The following is a 15,020-nucleotide window of genomic DNA, read 5'->3' as shown; positions in this document are numbered from 1 at the left end:
AATCTTTAAAAACATTCAAATTATGAAAATAGTGTTAGCCATAGATAGTTCTGATTTTAGCAAGGTTGCCATTAAGGAACTTGGAAAATTTCCATTACCAAAGGAAAGTGAAGTTTGCATCATAAATGTTTATGAGTATCGTGCGTTGCCAACATCAGGGTTACATTCAACAACAGCAACACTTTATAAATACCCTGATGAAGCTATAAAAAATGCACAAATAATAGGGGATAAAATTATTTCCGAAGCCATCAAGATATTAAAAGAAGAAAATGAATCGCTTAATATCACAACAAGTGTTATCAGCGGTCTTCCAAAAAAAGAAATTTTAGAAAAAGCAGAATCGTTCGGAGCAGATTTAATCGTGGTCGGGTCACAAGGTCAAGGGGCATTTTCACGTCTTTTATTGGGTTCTGTTTCACAATATTTAGCAACCCAAGCCAAATGTTCAGTAATGATTTTGAAAGACAAGGATGCAAAATAATCTATGGCTAATAACAATGTATAAAAACTAAATATGAACGTCAACCATTCAAATACTGCTATTACAGAATCTGCTTGCAAGATAACAGATGAAATCTGCCTTCCAGATACTAATTTACCTCGTGTTGTTATTATAGGTGGTGGGTTTGCAGGTTTGGCATTGGTTGAAAAATTAAAACATAAAGAGGTGCAGGTAGTATTGTTCGATAAAAATAACTTCCACCAGTTTCAGCCATTATTTTATCAGGTAGCAACGAGTGCTTTGGAGCCTGACAGTATTGTTTTTCCATTTAGAAAACAAATCAATGGCTATAAAAACGTATTGTTTCGTTTGGCTGAAGTGGAAGAAATCCAACCTTCTACAAACACCATTATAACCAATAAGGGAAGCGTTCATTTCGACTATCTCGTATTGGCAACGGGAACAACTACTAATTTTTTTGGTATGGACAATGTCGAGTCCCATAGTCTTGGGATGAAGGACATTCGCGATTCTCTAAATATTCGTCATATGATGCTGCAAAATTTAGAACAAGCTGCAATCACTTGTGATGACAAAGAACGTGATGCCTTAACAAATTTCGTCATCGTTGGAGGTGGTCCAGCTGGCGTGGAAATGGCAGGAGCTTTGGCTGAATTCTGTAAATACATTCTTCCTAAGGATTATCCCGAGTACCCTTCTTCCATTATGAACATTTATTTGATAGAGGCCATTGATGAATTGTTAAGTACGATGTCTGAAAAAGCATCTACGAAAACCCTGAAATATTTGAAGGACTTGGATGTAAAGGTACTATTCAATGAATCGGTAAGCGATTATGACGGCTCAATAGTAACAACCAAAAGTGGAAAAACCATTTTAGCCAAAAACCTAATCTGGACGGCGGGTGTTAAAGGACAGTTCCCAAAAGGTATTGATGAAAAACACGTGGTTAGGGGCAATCGCTTAAAAACCGACTCATTTTTAATGGTAGAAGGCTATGACAACATTTTTGCCATAGGCGACATAGCGGCTGTAATTACAGAAGAAACGCCAAAGGGGCATCCGCAAGTAGCACAAACAGCTATTCAGCAAGGTAAGTATTTGGGTAATATATTATTGAAAATTATTAAGAATGAGGGCGTAAACCCTTTTGAATATAAAGACAAAGGCTCATTAGCAACAGTAGGAAAACGCAGAGCGGTTGCCGATTTAGGCAAATTTAAATTTGCAGGCTATTTCGCTTGGTTGCTGTGGTCAATTGTACACTTATTATCCATAAGCGGATTTAGAAATAGATTGATGGTTGGTTTTAATTGGGCGGTAAGCTATTTCACTTATGAAAAGAGCAATCGCCTAATTATTAGAAATTTTGAACCAAAATCTTCAATTAATAACACAAAGAAATAATTTACAAATGAAAAACACCACAAATGAAAACGATAAGCTTTCCCTAATAGGTTCCATCTCTCTTGGTACAGGTGTAATGATAGGTGCTGGCATATTTGTACTTATGGGACAAATAGCTGAATTGGTAGGCGATTTATTTCCGATTGCTTTTATTGCAGGTGCTATCGTGGTAGGTTTTAGTTCATATTCTTATGTGAAGTTCTCAAATGCCTTTCCGTCATCTGGGGGGGTGGTTAAGTTTTTCAATAAATCCTATGGACCTGGAACGACCACAGGTGTCTATTCTTTACTAATGTATGTTTCAATGGTCGTTGCACAAAGTTTGGTCGCGGGAACCTTTGGCGCATATACCCTTCGATTATTCCCAGAAAGTTATGCTGGTTATGCATCCATTCTTGGTATTCTACTTTTGGTAACAGCGTATGTCATAAATATTCTAGGAAATAAAGTGATTGGAGCAACGGCCACATTTACAGCAATTATTAAAGTAGGTGGTATTGCATTGCTCGCCATTGCAGGTTTAGTAGCTTCCGGATTTGCAGATATTACAGGAGACTATATCCCACAAAATACCGAAACGCTACCACAAGGGCTAAGCTTTGTAGCGGCATTGGCATTATCAATCCTTGCCTATAAAGGGTTCACAACAATCACGAATCAAGGTGGAGACATCAAAAATCCACACAAAAACCTTGGAAGATCCATTGTGATTTCTATTCTTATCTGCACACTTATCTATGTGGCCTTGGCACTTGCTGTTGCAGGCGGTTTGAGTATCCCTGAAATAATAAAGGCAAAAGATTATGCTTTGGCAGCAGCAGCCGAACCTGTTTTTGGGGAATGGGGTTTATGGTTTACTATAGCAATCGCTATTGTAGCAACCTTTTCAGGGGTTATCGCCAGTGTCTTTTCGGCATCGCGCTTATTGGGGATGTTGAGTAATATGAAACAAATACCCTCTTTAAAAAAAATGGGTAATTTTAAAAATCCAGCACTCATATTTACGGTTGCCCTTGCCGTTTTACTCACTTCCTTTTTCGATTTAACAAGAATCGCTTCTATAGGCGCTATTTTCTATCTCATTATGGATATCGCTATCCATTGGGGGCTTTTTCGCCACTTAAAGAACGAGGTAAAATTTAAACCCATCATTCCTTTAATAGCCATTGTAATGGATATAGCAGTACTATCAGCTTTTCTATATATAAAATATCTGAATGATCCAATGGTGCTCATCGTAGCAGCAATTGGAATTATCCTGATTCTTGTTGCGGAACGTTTTTTTATGATTTCGCATACAGATGATGATGGCAATATGCCAATGGGAATGGGCGAGGATAAATCAAAAATAATAGAAAATCAAGTTAATTAATTTAAAATCAAAAAAATGAAACAACAAATTGAAATTACAGGAATGACCTGCGGAGGTTGTGTTAAAAATGTTAAAGAAGCATTAAAACAAATTGAGGGAGTACAAACGGTAGAAGTAAGTCTGAATCCACCCCAAGCAGTTATTGAAGCAAATGAATCTATAAGCAAAACGCAACTCAGTCAAGCCTTGGTAAAAGCAGGTGGTTATAGTATCGCGGGCGCAGAAGGGGATAAAAATCAAAAAAAATCAGGAGGATCCTGTTGCAGTTAAAAACCTGATTAAAACTCGGAGTAAAAGAAAAAGTTAAGATTTATTCAACAACATATTTATAAACTAGAAAATGAAAAATATAGCAGTTATAGGATACGGAGTCATTGGAAAAAGAGTGGCCGATGCCATCAATCTACAGGACGATATGAAGCTTTCGGGCGTGTGCGATATCATTAGCGATTGGCGCATTCAAAATGCCGTGAGAAAAGAGTACGATATCTATGCAGCCACCCCAGAAGCAACTGATAAAATGAAATCCGAAGGTATTTCAGTAAAAGGCGATATGCACGACCTGTTGAAAAAATCAGATCTCGTCGTGGACTGTACCCCTAAAAAGATTGCGGCTCAAAATGTCGCAATTTATAAAGAACAAAACATCAAATTTATTTTGCACGGAGGCGAAAAACACGAAACAACAGGCCATTCCTTTAGTGCTGAAAACAATTATCAATCAGCTCTAAATCTAGATGCTACAAGAGTTGTTTCTTGCAACACCACTTCTATTTTAAGGACGTTGACCGCTTTAAAAAGAGCCGATTTATTGGATTATGCCAGAGGAACACTTTTAAGAAGAGCAACAGATCCTTGGGAAAGTCATTTGGGCGGAATTATGAACACAATGCTTCCAGAAAGAGATATTCCAAGCCATCAAGGTCCTGACGCTAAAAGCGTAGATCCTGATTTGGACGTCATCACTTCCGCAGTAAAAGTTCCAGAAACATTAAGCCATATGCACTATTGGAACGTGAAGTTAAAAAAGCAAGTCTCGAAAGAAGAAGTCTTAAATGCTTTTAAAACGTCTAGTCGTATCAAACTAATTCAATATGACCAAGGCCTGGTTTCAAACAACACCATTAAAGAAATGTTCTTGGATATGGGAAGACCTTGGGGCGATATGTACGAAGTAGCCCTTTGGGAAGATATGCTGAAGGTAGTGGGAGATGAACTTTTTTATGCCTACGTGGTCGATAACCAAGCCATTGTAATCCCAGAAACGATTGATGCCATCAGAGCACTTACTGGAATTGAAACAGATGGTGCCAAATCCATCGCCAAAACAAATGAAAGTTTAGGAATTCATTAAATCTTATTCCAATGAAAACAAATATAAATATTACAGAACTATTAGGTGAAAAAGCGTCCTTCTATTTGAATCACGTTTGTGAAAAAATAACCAAGGACGAATTGCAAACACCTAGTAAGACAAGCCTAGACAGGGTATTTACTCAAAGTAATAGAAATCCGCAGGTACTACGAAGTCTTTCACAATTGTATAACCACGGAAATCTTGGTGGTACAGGCTACTTGAGCATCCTGCCTGTAGACCAAGGTATCGAGCATAGTGCAGCTTTTTCTTTCTATAAAAATCCGGATTATTTTGACCCAGAGAATATTATAAAATTAGCGATGGAAGCAGGTTGTAATGGCGTGGCTTCCACCTTTGGTGTATTGGGATTGAACGCTAGAAAATATGCCCATAAAATTCCCTTTATCGTAAAGATTAACCACAACGAACTACTTACCTATCCCAATAAATATGACCAAACCTTATTTGGCAAAGTAAAAGCTGCGTGGGATATGGGAGCAGTTGCCGTCGGTGCAACTATCTATTTTGGTTCCGAAGAAAGTAACAGACAGCTTAAAGAAATAGCTGAAGCTTTTGAAGAAGCCCATAATTTAGGTATGGCTACCATTTTATGGTGCTATACCCGAAACGAAGCTTTTAAAACCGAAAAAGAAGATTATCACGCCGCTGCCGATGTAACTGGACAGGCCAATCATTTGGGTGTTACTATTCAAGCTGATATCATCAAACAAAAATTGCCAACAAACAATTTTGGTTTTAGGGAGATAGGATTTGGAAAATATGATGATGAAATGTATGAAACGCTGACAACAAAACATCCCATTGACCTATGCAGGTTGCAAGTGGCTAATTGCTATATGGGGAAGATCGGATTAATTAATTCCGGTGGTGGCTCTAAAGGAGAGTCTGATTTAGTGGAAGCGATTACTACAGCAGTAATTAATAAAAGAGCTGGCGGTTCTGGGCTGATTATGGGAAGAAAGGCGTTTCAAAAGCCCTTCGGTGAAGGTGTGGAAGTATTACAATCCGTTCAAAAAGTTTATTTAGACCATAAAATTAGTATTGCATAACAAAATAAAGAATGTTCGAAACAGAAGTAAAATCACTTAAGTCACTAAATCACTATCTGGTAAAACTGGTAGAAAGCCGCTTATGGCTTAAGGTTATTATTGCCTTGTTTTTAGGTGTTGGATTTGGGTTGTTGTTAAGTCCTCATAATGGTTGGATTACCAAAGAAACAGCTGATGGTTTAGGAAATTGGCTGGCATTGCCAGGCGTACTCTTTCTAAAGCTGGTTCAAATGATTATGATTCCATTGATTGTGGCTTCAATCATCACAGGAATCGCCAGTAATGACAAGGATAGTTTGAAAAAATTAGGTGGTGGCGTATTATTATATTTTCTGGGCACTACCATAGTTTCGGTAAGTCTCGGTGTTATACTATCACAACTTTTTAGACCTGGTCGTTTTTTGCATCAACAATCGCTATCCGAACATAACGAAATAATGACCACCTCTACGGAGGATACCGAACTTTCTTTTGGGCTTGAAAATATTCCAGATGCCATTTCAAACCTGCTTCCCGAAAACCCTTTGGCGTCTATGGTAAATGCCGATATGTTAAGTATCGTGATTTTTACAATTATTATTGGTGTGGCTGTGCTCTCACTTAATGCAGCATTATTGCGCCCAGTAAAGATACTCTTAAGTGCCATTCAAGAAGTCTGTATGACGGTAGTGAAATGGTCTATGTTGTTAGTACCTGTTGCTGTTTTTGGGCTTATGGCACAGCTTACCTCTAGTGTTGGCTTGAGCTCTCTGTCAGGTCTAGCCTACTATGTTGTGGTGGTGTTACTCGGTCTATTGTTACTGGTGTTTTTCTATTTAGGACTGGTTGTCCTTCTTGGAAAAACAAACCCATTGCATTTCCTAAAAAAAATAAGGGATGTTCAACTATTGGCCTTTTCAACCACGAGCTCTGCGGCTGTAATGCCCTTGTCACTAAAAACAGCGGAAGAAGAACTGAAAGTGGATAAGAGCATTAGCAATTTTATTATACCTATTGGCGCAACCGTCAATATGGATGGAACGGCGCTCTATCAAACTATAACGACTCTTTTTATAGCCCAAGCCTATGGACTGGAAATGAGCTTACTCAATATTATAGTGGTCATCGTAACCATAGTAGCTGCTTCCATTGGCACACCAGCCATTCCTGGAGGCGGTGTGGTTATACTCGCTTCTGTTTTGGGAAGTGTCGGCATACCCGCTGAAGGCATCATTATTATTATTGGTGTAGAGAGACTCTTGGGGATGTTTAGGACTGCGGTAAATGTAACTGGTGATTTGACTGCCTGTATGGTTTTCAATAGATACTATGGTAAAACCCCAATCTTGGTTAGTGAGAAAACGGATAATAAATCAATTTCAAAACAATGACATTACTACTCATATCCATAGTGTTCATTCTTCCTGTTGTAGCTATAGCAAGCTATCAGCATTACAAAATTGGTAAGCAACCAGCTTATGATGCCAAAGAAACACTGTTGAATTATGAAATAATAGGCTCTGGAGAAAACAAACTTGTTTTGTTGCACGGTTTAACAGGCTCATTGCATTATTGGAAACGCAATTTAGAAAGTATTACAACTACACATAAGCTACTTTTAGTCGACCTGCTAGGTTTTGGTGATTCGCCAAAACCACAAAGTGATTATTCCCTTTCAATACAATTGCAAGCCCTTGAATTAATTTTAAACAAAGAAGAATTCAATGATGGCAAAACAATTATTGCGGGACATTCTATGGGAGCTATGATTTCATTGGCACTATTGGAAAAGCAACCAACTTGGTTCAAGGCAGGAATTTTTATAAGCATACCTGTTTATAAGAACGCTGATGAGTTTAAAGAAATTATGTCATCCCATTCCTTTGTGGATAGGATTTCAACAAGCAAATTCTCGAAATACATTTGTATGATTCATCCCATTTTTATGTCGAGTGCATTCAAACCTGACAACCTCACAGATGATGTTTATGAAGATGCAAAAAAGCATCATTGGCAGAGTTATTATTATTCACTTACAAAGGTCATCTTGAAAACAGATTTATATGCGATTGCAAAGAAAATTAAGGATAAAGACGTGCTTTTTATTCACGGAGAAAAAGACACCACTGCACCTTTAGAAAATGCCTTAAAATTATCAAAGGAATTTAAAAACGCACAACTAATTACTTCATCTGAAGGAGACCATCAGTTCTTTCTGAAAGAAGCAGAATTTGTTTGGAACACAATTCAAGATTTTACTATTTCAGATAAAAAATTACAAAAAACCATATCTAATGAGCACTAATAAAATTAAACATATAGGCGTATTTACTTCAGGAGGCGACAGTCCTGGAATGAACGCTGCATTGTACGCCATTGCAAAATCCGCTGAAGTAAAGGGTATAAAAGTAAGTGGTTTTCGAAAAGGGTATGAAGGGTTGATAGACGGTGATTTGGTTCCATTAGCATCACACGAACTAAAAAAAATAACCCAAAAAGGCGGTACCATTCTAAAAACAGCAAGAAGCAAACGATTTCTGGAATTAGAGGGCCGTAAAAAAGCATTGCAAACTCTAAAAGCAAACAACATAGATGCTTTAATTGCTATTGGTGGCGATGGCACTTTTAAAGGTTTATTGGCTTTTTCAGAAATATGCGACATCCCATTCATTGGTATTCCCGGGACTATTGACAACGATATATCTGGTACTGATTATACCCTTGGTTTTGATTCCGCAGTAAACACGGCTATTGAAAATATTGATAAAATAAAGGACACTGCCGAATCTCATAACCGCGTATTTATTGTTGAAGTAATGGGAAGGGATTCAGGCTACATCGCTATTCATTCGGGATTAATGGTAGGTGCAGATGCCATACTAATTCCTGAAAGTGCAAAAGATTTTATTTACCTATTGGACAAGATTAAAAATTACGATAGCGAAGATGCTTTTCTTGTCGTGGTTTCTGAAGGTGATGAAATAGGCGCTGAACTGGTTTCCTCAAAAATAAAGGAAGTCAATCCCAATGTCGATATACGAATTACGAGGCTTGGGCACGTTCAGCGAGGTGGAAATCCTTCTGCTTTAGATAGGATGTTGGGTATTAGGCTTGGGGTGGAAGCCGTAAAATCACTTTTACAAAGTAAAAAGAATGTAATGGTCGGGATTTTAAACAATCAATTGCACTTAACCCCTTTTAATGAAGTGGTCAAACAACATCAGGTCAATAAAGAATTGCACGAACTCTTAGAACTATTTGGAAAATAAAAACGAGAAAAATGAAAACATACATAGAGGAAAGACCTTGGGGAAACTTTGAACGCTTTACCCATAACGAGATTAGCACCGTAAAAATACTTACGGTTAATCCAAACGAAGAGCTAAGTCTACAGTTTCACCATAACAGGGAAGAATTCTGGAGAGTAATAGATGGAACGGGAACTTTCGTAATTGGCGACAATACCAAAGTTGGCCATAAAGGGGACGAATTTTTTATCCCGAAGGAAACCGTACATCAAATAAAAACATCTGATTCTTCTGTAAGTGTACTTGAAATTGCTTTTGGAAATTTTGATGAAAACGATATTGTCAGGCTAAAGGACAAATACAACAGGGAAGACCCCAAATAAATATTACAATATGGAACATACACATCAAATTAATACCAGAATACCCATAGAGAAAAAAGGGATACTGCTCAGTCCCACTAAATTGAAATTTGAGAGCAATGGGGTTTTAAACCCTGGAATATTTCAAGAAGGTGAAGAGGTGCATATCTTTTACCGTGCGGTGGAAGATGGCAATTACTCTACCATTGGATATGCCAAAACCAATGAGCATTTAGATCTCATAGAAAGGAAATCAAGCCCGTTAATAACTCGTGATTTTGATTATGAAAAACATGGTGTGGAAGATGCTCGTATTGTTAAAATTGAAGATATCTATTATTTAACTTATACAGCTTATGACGGGTTCAATGCCATGGGTGCTTTGGCAACTTCAAAAGACCTGAAACATTTTGAGAAAAAGGGGATAATCACACCATTCATTACCTACAAAGAATATAAATACCATTTGGAGCATTGTAATCAGGAAAGATTGAATCCAAAGTATTATTATTACTACAACTTGTTTGCACAAATTGGATTGGCAGATGAAAAACATAGGTATCTGAGGGATAAGGACATTGTCCTGTTCCCCAAAAAAATCAACGGTAAATTTGTAATGCTCCACCGTATATGGCCAGGAATACAAATAGTACAGTTTGAAAAGTGGGAAAACCTTACCAAAGAATTTTGGGAAAATCATATAAAGAACCTTCACGATCATATTCTTATGGATCCGTTCTACGATTTTGAAGTGAATTATCTCGGTGCCGGATGCCCTCCCATAGAAACAAAGGATGGTTGGCTGATGATTTACCACGGAGTTTGTGAAACCCACATTGGAAAGACCTATCACGCCGCCGCTGCGTTACTGGATATTGAAGACCCTATAAAAATAATTGGACGATTGCCCTATCCCTTATTTTCCCCTACCGAAGAATGGGAACTGCTTGGTGTTGTAGATCATGTGGTATTTCCTACCGGGACCGCATTGTTCGGGGACGACCTTCATATATATTATGGAGCGGCCGACAAACATACGGCGGTAGCTAAAGTAAGCCTACAACTAGTATTGAATGAATTAAAAAAAACAGCTATATCATGAAAAATCATAAAATTTTATTCGTATGCTCATATCCTCCACGCGAGTGCGGTATTGCTACTTTTTCACAAGATTTGATACGGGCTTTGAAAAGATGCTTTGGCTCAACCATAGAGATCGAGGTTTGTGCTCTGGAAAATGAGTGCTGCGACGCTAATGATTATCCAGAGGAAGTTAAATATAAAATAGATGCCCAAGAGTTAAGTTCCTTTTTCAAAGTAGCTAATAAGTTAAATGAAAGGGACGATATTGGAATGGTTTGTATACAACACGAGTTTGGGCTGTTTGGAGGTGACTACGGTGGCCATTTAGTGGCTTTTCTGCTAAAGTTAGACATCCCTATTTCTTGTGTGTTTCATACCGTGCTACCCTATCCAGATGAAAAAAGAACTAAAATAGTGCAAGCGTTGGGTGATCTTTCCGAGAAACTGATCGTTCTTACCAATAAATCCGCAGAAATACTAGAAAGTGATTATCATATTGATACTAACAAAATAGCTGTCATACCCCATGGCACCCATATTGTACTATGGAAAGAAAAACAACGGCTTAAAAATAGATATGGCTTTCAAAATAAAAATGTGCTCTCCACATTTGGTTTATTAAGTGAGAATAAAAATATAGAAACAGCCCTTCGTGCATTGCCAAAAATACTCCAAAAATTCCCTAACACAGTTTATCTGGTTTTAGGCAAAACACATCCTGATATAATAAAGAGAGAAGGCGAAACATATAGAAATGCGCTTTTAACAATAGTCGATGATTTAGATATTAAAGACCATGTCATTTTTATAAACGAATATTTGGAACTTTCCAAATTGTTGGAATACCTATCCTTGTCCGATGTTTACTTATTCTCATCTAAAGATCCCAACCAGGCCGTTAGCGGCACTTTTGCTTATGCCATGAGTTGCGGAAACCCTGTTATATCAACTCCTATTCCCCATTCTAAAGAATACCTTGATTCCAGTACTGGTATTTTATTGAATGATTTTGAAGATCCCATAGAAATTAGTAACGCTGTTATCGATTTGTTGGAACAACCGCTAATAGCAACATCAATGGGAAAAAATGCTTTTCTTAAAATGCGTGCTTTTAGTTGGGAAAATGTAGCCATTTCCTATTCCGATATTTTTCAGGATTATTTGCAACATAATAATTCTTTGGATTTTAGTTTACCACCCATAAAAACAGACCATATTGAAGATATGACTACTGACTTTGGGATGCTTCAATTTTCAAATTTTAGTGTCCCGGATACGTCTTTTGGTTATACACTTGATGATAATGCAAGGGCGCTTATAGCAATGCTTATGTATTATAAGAAAAAAAGAAATGACAAAGTCCTGCGGCTCATTGAAATTTATATGGACTTTATTGTGTTTTGCCAACAGGACGATGGACTGTTCTATAATTATGTGGATTATGAAAAGCAATTTACCAATCAGAATACCGAAGTGAACCTGGAAGATTCCAATGGCAGGGCCATTTGGGCACTTGGCTATGTATTGTCTGATACAGAAAACCTGCCAAAAAGTTTAGTAGCCAAAGCAGAAAACTGTTTTAAAAACGTCATACGAAATGTAGCGGATTTCAAATCCCCACGAGCCATTGGCTTTATATTAAAAGGACTTTATTATTATCAAGAAAATGAGCCTAAAACCCAATATAATCAGTTAGCAGATACATTGGCCCAAGAGCTCTTGCGCATTTTTAATATTACCAGTGATAAAAAATGGGAATGGTTTGAAGATTACCTGACCTATGCCAATAGTATATTGCCAGAAGCGCTTTTTTATGCTTGGCTAATCACAAAAAATAAAAAATACAAGGACGTTGCCGAAACTACTTTTGACTTTTTATTATCACAATATTTTATGAAAGGGCAAATTAAAGTCATTTCTAATGACGGATGGTTTCACAAAAGAAACAAACGTACCTTTCACGGCGAACAACCCATTGAGGTGGCTTATACCATTCTTTCATTGGACCTATTCTGTAAAGTTACCCATAAAAAGAAATACTCCAAACAGCTTCATACCGCATTTAATTGGTTTTTAGGCAATAACCATCTCAAGCAAATTATGTACAACCCTGTTAATGGTGCCTGTTATGATGGTCTTGAAAAAGAAAATATTAATATAAATCAAGGTGCGGAATCCAGCTTGTGCTACGTAATGGCGCGTTTAGTTGTTGAGGGTTACCCTTTGGAGGTTGGTCTTAAAGAAAATAAATTAGATTTAAGTTTAAAGATGGACTCGGCTTCAAAACGTGGCAAAAAGATCATCCAAGAAAAGTGCATCGGTAAAAGTTTAAAAATAGAACGAAATGTATCAAACAGTTAGCGATTTTAATCCTACCAAGCAATAAAAAAGTAGTTATGACCGAGGCCTTTAAAAATATCAACCCTTTCATCCTTGGACTGCTCATCAGTCTGGGCATTGGCCTTATTCTTGGGTTGGAACGTGAATATGATAAATTGAAGGAAGAACAAGGCTTTGCAGGTATAAGAACCTTCCCAATTGTTGCCATTATTGGTTTTATATTGGGAAATCTTTCCACAACCTATACACCTTGGTTGGTCATTATCATTGCGGCAGCATTTCTTTTGTTTCTGTCTTTGAGTCATCTTTCCATAGTACAAAAGCATATTATGACTGGTATTACCACCAATATGGCCTTGTTCGCTACGCTAATTTTGGGTGTTATGGTTGCCAATCATTTGCATAAGGAAGCAGTTGCGACCGCAGTAGTCGTGGTTACGCTGTTATCATTGAAAACGACCTTTAATACATTCATTAAGAATATTACTTCTGAAGAGCTCTTTGCTTTTATTAAGTTTTCAATTATTGCGCTTCTTATTTTGCCTTTCTTACCAAATCAAGATTATGGTCCAGAAGGTTTGCTAAACCCTTTTGAGATTGGAGCGATAATAGTAATAGTATCTTTTCTGAATTTCATCGGCTATTTTCTTGTAAAATATGTAGGTTCTAAACGTGGTATTCTGCTTACTGCTATTTTAGGTGGATTGATTTCAAGTACCGCAGTAGCTTGGATATATGCTTCGCGAAGTAAAGAATCGCCAGAACTTTCAAAAGAATATGCTGCGGGTATCATTATAGCTTCCGCAATTATGTTTCCCAGACTTGCGATTCTGGCCTATATTTTCAATAGTGCCATACTTTTAAATTTAGTCATTCCATTTACTATTCTTACCCTTATCTGCTTGATAAGCGCACTCTTATTCATCAAAAAGAATACAGATGTCACAAAAACAGCTATCAATCTGGGTAATCCGCTCAATATTTGGAACGCTCTTGGGTTTGGTGGTATTTATGTGGTCATCCTGTTTGCAGTTTTTTATGGAAATCAATTTTTTGGCGAAAGCGGTTTATACTATTCAGCCCTAATTGCAGGATTGGCAGATACGGATGCGATAACTATCAGTATGGCAAAATTTGGGTCATTGGAAGAAAAACTCACGCTGGCCACCAATGTCATTATAACAGCAACCATAAGCAATATGATTGTAAAACTTGGTATTACCTATTTCAAAGGTTCTAAAAAGACCGGGAAACTCGTGATGCTAATTTTTGGAACTGTTGTCATCGTAGGGTTAGTATATATTTTAATACAGTTAGGAAATTAAAAAAAGTGAAATGAAAACAACAGTATTCAGCACGCATAAGTTTGAAGAGCCGTATCTCGTAAAAGCGAATGATGGTAAGCATCAATTAAAGTTGCTTGAGAGTCGTTTAACTCAAGAAACTGCTATTCTCGCAACGGGTTCTAAAGCAGTAAGTCTATTTACGGGCGATGATGCCTCGGCACACATTCTTGAAAAATTCAATGCTTTTGGCGTAAAATATATTGCTCTGCGTTCAGCAGGATTCAATCACGTGGATTTAGCAAAAGCAGCTGAACTGGATATGAAGGTGGCACGTGTTCCAGCCTATTCCCCTTATGCCATTGCAGAGCATACAATGGCACTCATACTTGCATTAAACCGAAAATTGATTAAAGCACATAACAGGGTTCGTGACCAGAATTTCTCATTGAACGGTCTTACCGGTTTCGACCTCAATGGAAAAACCGTCGGCGTTATCGGGACTGGAAAAATTGGGTCTGTATTGGTAAAAATACTACACGGTTTTGGTTGTAAAATACTTGTTCAGGATGTCATTGTGGATGAAAATTTAATCAATTCCTACAATGTAATCTATACCAATTGTGAAACTATTTGTAAGCAGTCCGATATCATAAGCTTACACGTACCACTAACGTCTTCAACGAAACACTTGATTGATGCAAAACATATTTCATTAATGAAGCAAGGCGTAATGCTTATCAATACAAGTCGTGGAGGATTGGTCGATACCAAAGCTGTTATCGAAGGATTGAAAACTAAAAAAATTGGGTATTTCGGAATAGATGTGTATGAGGAAGAAGAAGGATTGTTCTTTGAAGACCATTCCGATGACATTTTGCAAGACGATGTGATTGCCCGATTAATGACCTTCAACAATGTTTTGATAACCAGTCATCAGGCCTTTTTAACCGAAACTGCATTGACAAATATTGCTGAAACCACAATATATAATCTGGATTGTTTTGAAAAAGGCAAAGTTTCAGGAAATGAAGTTTCTTGATTAAGAAGCAA

14 protein-coding genes are annotated in these 15,020 nt (G+C 37.4%); all 14 read left to right on the top strand.

All coding sequences use genetic code 11. From position 1 onward, the window contains the following. The first annotated feature begins 22 nt into the window (after nucleotides 1-22). The 14 genes from IQ282_RS04540 to IQ282_RS04475 all read left to right on the top strand — a co-directional run bounded on the left by IQ282_RS04540 (nucleotide 23) and on the right by IQ282_RS04475 (nucleotide 15,009). Nucleotides 23-484: a universal stress protein gene (locus IQ282_RS04540; protein WP_121344447.1), complete on the top strand. Its 462-nt coding sequence runs from the start codon at nucleotides 23-25 to the stop codon at nucleotides 482-484. Between the two features lie 33 nt (nucleotides 485-517). After that, complete coding sequence (locus IQ282_RS04535) at nucleotides 518-1,873, top strand: NAD(P)/FAD-dependent oxidoreductase (RefSeq protein ID WP_121344446.1); 1,356 nt, start codon at nucleotides 518-520, stop codon at nucleotides 1,871-1,873. Nucleotides 1,874-1,880: 7 nt separating this feature from the next. Continuing rightward, on the top strand, nucleotides 1,881-3,245 hold the full coding sequence (locus tag IQ282_RS04530) for an APC family permease (protein ID WP_121344932.1): 1,365 nt from the start codon (nucleotides 1,881-1,883) through the stop codon (nucleotides 3,243-3,245). A 15-nt stretch (nucleotides 3,246-3,260) separates the two neighbouring features. Continuing rightward, nucleotides 3,261-3,515: a heavy-metal-associated domain-containing protein gene (locus IQ282_RS04525; protein WP_051605472.1), complete on the top strand. Its 255-nt coding sequence runs from the start codon at nucleotides 3,261-3,263 to the stop codon at nucleotides 3,513-3,515. A 70-nt stretch (nucleotides 3,516-3,585) separates the two neighbouring features. Then, complete coding sequence (locus IQ282_RS04520; protein ID WP_026754865.1) at nucleotides 3,586-4,599, top strand: type II glyceraldehyde-3-phosphate dehydrogenase; 1,014 nt, start codon at nucleotides 3,586-3,588, stop codon at nucleotides 4,597-4,599. An 11-nt stretch (nucleotides 4,600-4,610) separates the two neighbouring features. Continuing rightward, the gene (locus IQ282_RS04515) at nucleotides 4,611-5,672 is read left to right on the top strand and encodes a class I fructose-bisphosphate aldolase (RefSeq protein ID WP_026754864.1); all 1,062 of its coding nucleotides are present in this window, start codon (nucleotides 4,611-4,613) and stop codon (nucleotides 5,670-5,672) included. A gap of 11 nt (nucleotides 5,673-5,683) precedes the next feature. Next, complete coding sequence (locus IQ282_RS04510; protein WP_194850697.1) at nucleotides 5,684-7,042, top strand: dicarboxylate/amino acid:cation symporter; 1,359 nt, start codon at nucleotides 5,684-5,686, stop codon at nucleotides 7,040-7,042. A 20-nt stretch (nucleotides 7,043-7,062) separates the two neighbouring features. After that, nucleotides 7,063-7,956, top strand: coding sequence for an alpha/beta fold hydrolase (locus tag IQ282_RS04505; RefSeq protein ID WP_317174181.1), 894 nt, complete (start codon nucleotides 7,063-7,065; stop codon nucleotides 7,954-7,956). Continuing rightward, nucleotides 7,946-8,920: an ATP-dependent 6-phosphofructokinase gene (locus IQ282_RS04500; RefSeq protein WP_121344444.1), complete on the top strand. Its 975-nt coding sequence runs from the start codon at nucleotides 7,946-7,948 to the stop codon at nucleotides 8,918-8,920. Before IQ282_RS04505 ends, IQ282_RS04500 begins: the two co-directional genes overlap by 11 nt. An 11-nt stretch (nucleotides 8,921-8,931) precedes the next feature. Further along, nucleotides 8,932-9,282, top strand: a complete 351-nt coding sequence (locus IQ282_RS04495) for a phosphomannose isomerase type II C-terminal cupin domain (RefSeq protein ID WP_121344443.1) — start codon at nucleotides 8,932-8,934, stop codon at nucleotides 9,280-9,282. Nucleotides 9,283-9,292: 10 nt separating this feature from the next. Beyond that, nucleotides 9,293-10,363 carry a glycoside hydrolase family 130 protein gene (locus IQ282_RS04490; RefSeq protein ID WP_194850696.1) on the top strand — a complete coding sequence of 357 codons (1,071 nt, stop codon included), beginning with the start codon at nucleotides 9,293-9,295 and terminating at the stop codon, nucleotides 10,361-10,363. After that, nucleotides 10,360-12,705, top strand: a complete 2,346-nt coding sequence (locus IQ282_RS04485) for a glycosyltransferase (RefSeq protein WP_121344441.1) — start codon at nucleotides 10,360-10,362, stop codon at nucleotides 12,703-12,705. Before IQ282_RS04490 ends, IQ282_RS04485 begins: the two co-directional genes overlap by 4 nt. Nucleotides 12,706-12,740: 35 nt before the next feature. Further along, the gene (locus tag IQ282_RS04480; RefSeq protein WP_121344440.1) at nucleotides 12,741-14,009 is read left to right on the top strand and encodes an MgtC/SapB family protein; all 1,269 of its coding nucleotides are present in this window, start codon (nucleotides 12,741-12,743) and stop codon (nucleotides 14,007-14,009) included. Nucleotides 14,010-14,019: 10 nt separating this feature from the next. Then, entirely contained in the window at nucleotides 14,020-15,009 is a 990-nt protein-coding gene (locus tag IQ282_RS04475) for a 2-hydroxyacid dehydrogenase (protein ID WP_121344439.1), read from the top strand. Nucleotides 15,010-15,020: the final 11 nt, after the last annotated feature.

The sequence above is a fragment of the Nonlabens antarcticus genome, assembly GCF_015356755.1.
Lineage (GTDB): Bacteria > Bacteroidota > Bacteroidia > Flavobacteriales > Flavobacteriaceae > Nonlabens > Nonlabens antarcticus.
This window is presented reverse-complemented; position numbering and strand designations above follow the sequence as displayed.

Bases quoted from the DNA above. Each gene is read 5' to 3' on its own strand.
- IQ282_RS04485 (WP_121344441.1), top strand. From the start codon at position 10,360: ATGAAAAATCATAAAATTTTATTCGTATGCTCATATCCTCCACGCGAG.
- IQ282_RS04540 (WP_121344447.1), top strand. From the start codon at position 23: ATGAAAATAGTGTTAGCCATAGATAGTTCTGATTTTAGCAAGGTTGCC.
- IQ282_RS04480 (WP_121344440.1), top strand. From the start codon at position 12,741: ATGACCGAGGCCTTTAAAAATATCAACCCTTTCATCCTTGGACTGCTC.
- IQ282_RS04510 (WP_194850697.1), top strand. From the start codon at position 5,684: ATGTTCGAAACAGAAGTAAAATCACTTAAGTCACTAAATCACTATCTG.
- IQ282_RS04525 (WP_051605472.1), top strand. From the start codon at position 3,261: ATGAAACAACAAATTGAAATTACAGGAATGACCTGCGGAGGTTGTGTT.
- IQ282_RS04515 (WP_026754864.1), top strand. From the start codon at position 4,611: ATGAAAACAAATATAAATATTACAGAACTATTAGGTGAAAAAGCGTCC.
- IQ282_RS04475 (WP_121344439.1), top strand. From the start codon at position 14,020: ATGAAAACAACAGTATTCAGCACGCATAAGTTTGAAGAGCCGTATCTC.
- IQ282_RS04535 (WP_121344446.1), top strand. From the start codon at position 518: ATGAACGTCAACCATTCAAATACTGCTATTACAGAATCTGCTTGCAAG.
- IQ282_RS04520 (WP_026754865.1), top strand. From the start codon at position 3,586: ATGAAAAATATAGCAGTTATAGGATACGGAGTCATTGGAAAAAGAGTG.
- IQ282_RS04530 (WP_121344932.1), top strand. From the start codon at position 1,881: ATGAAAAACACCACAAATGAAAACGATAAGCTTTCCCTAATAGGTTCC.
- IQ282_RS04490 (WP_194850696.1), top strand. From the start codon at position 9,293: ATGGAACATACACATCAAATTAATACCAGAATACCCATAGAGAAAAAA.
- IQ282_RS04495 (WP_121344443.1), top strand. From the start codon at position 8,932: ATGAAAACATACATAGAGGAAAGACCTTGGGGAAACTTTGAACGCTTT.
- IQ282_RS04500 (WP_121344444.1), top strand. From the start codon at position 7,946: ATGAGCACTAATAAAATTAAACATATAGGCGTATTTACTTCAGGAGGC.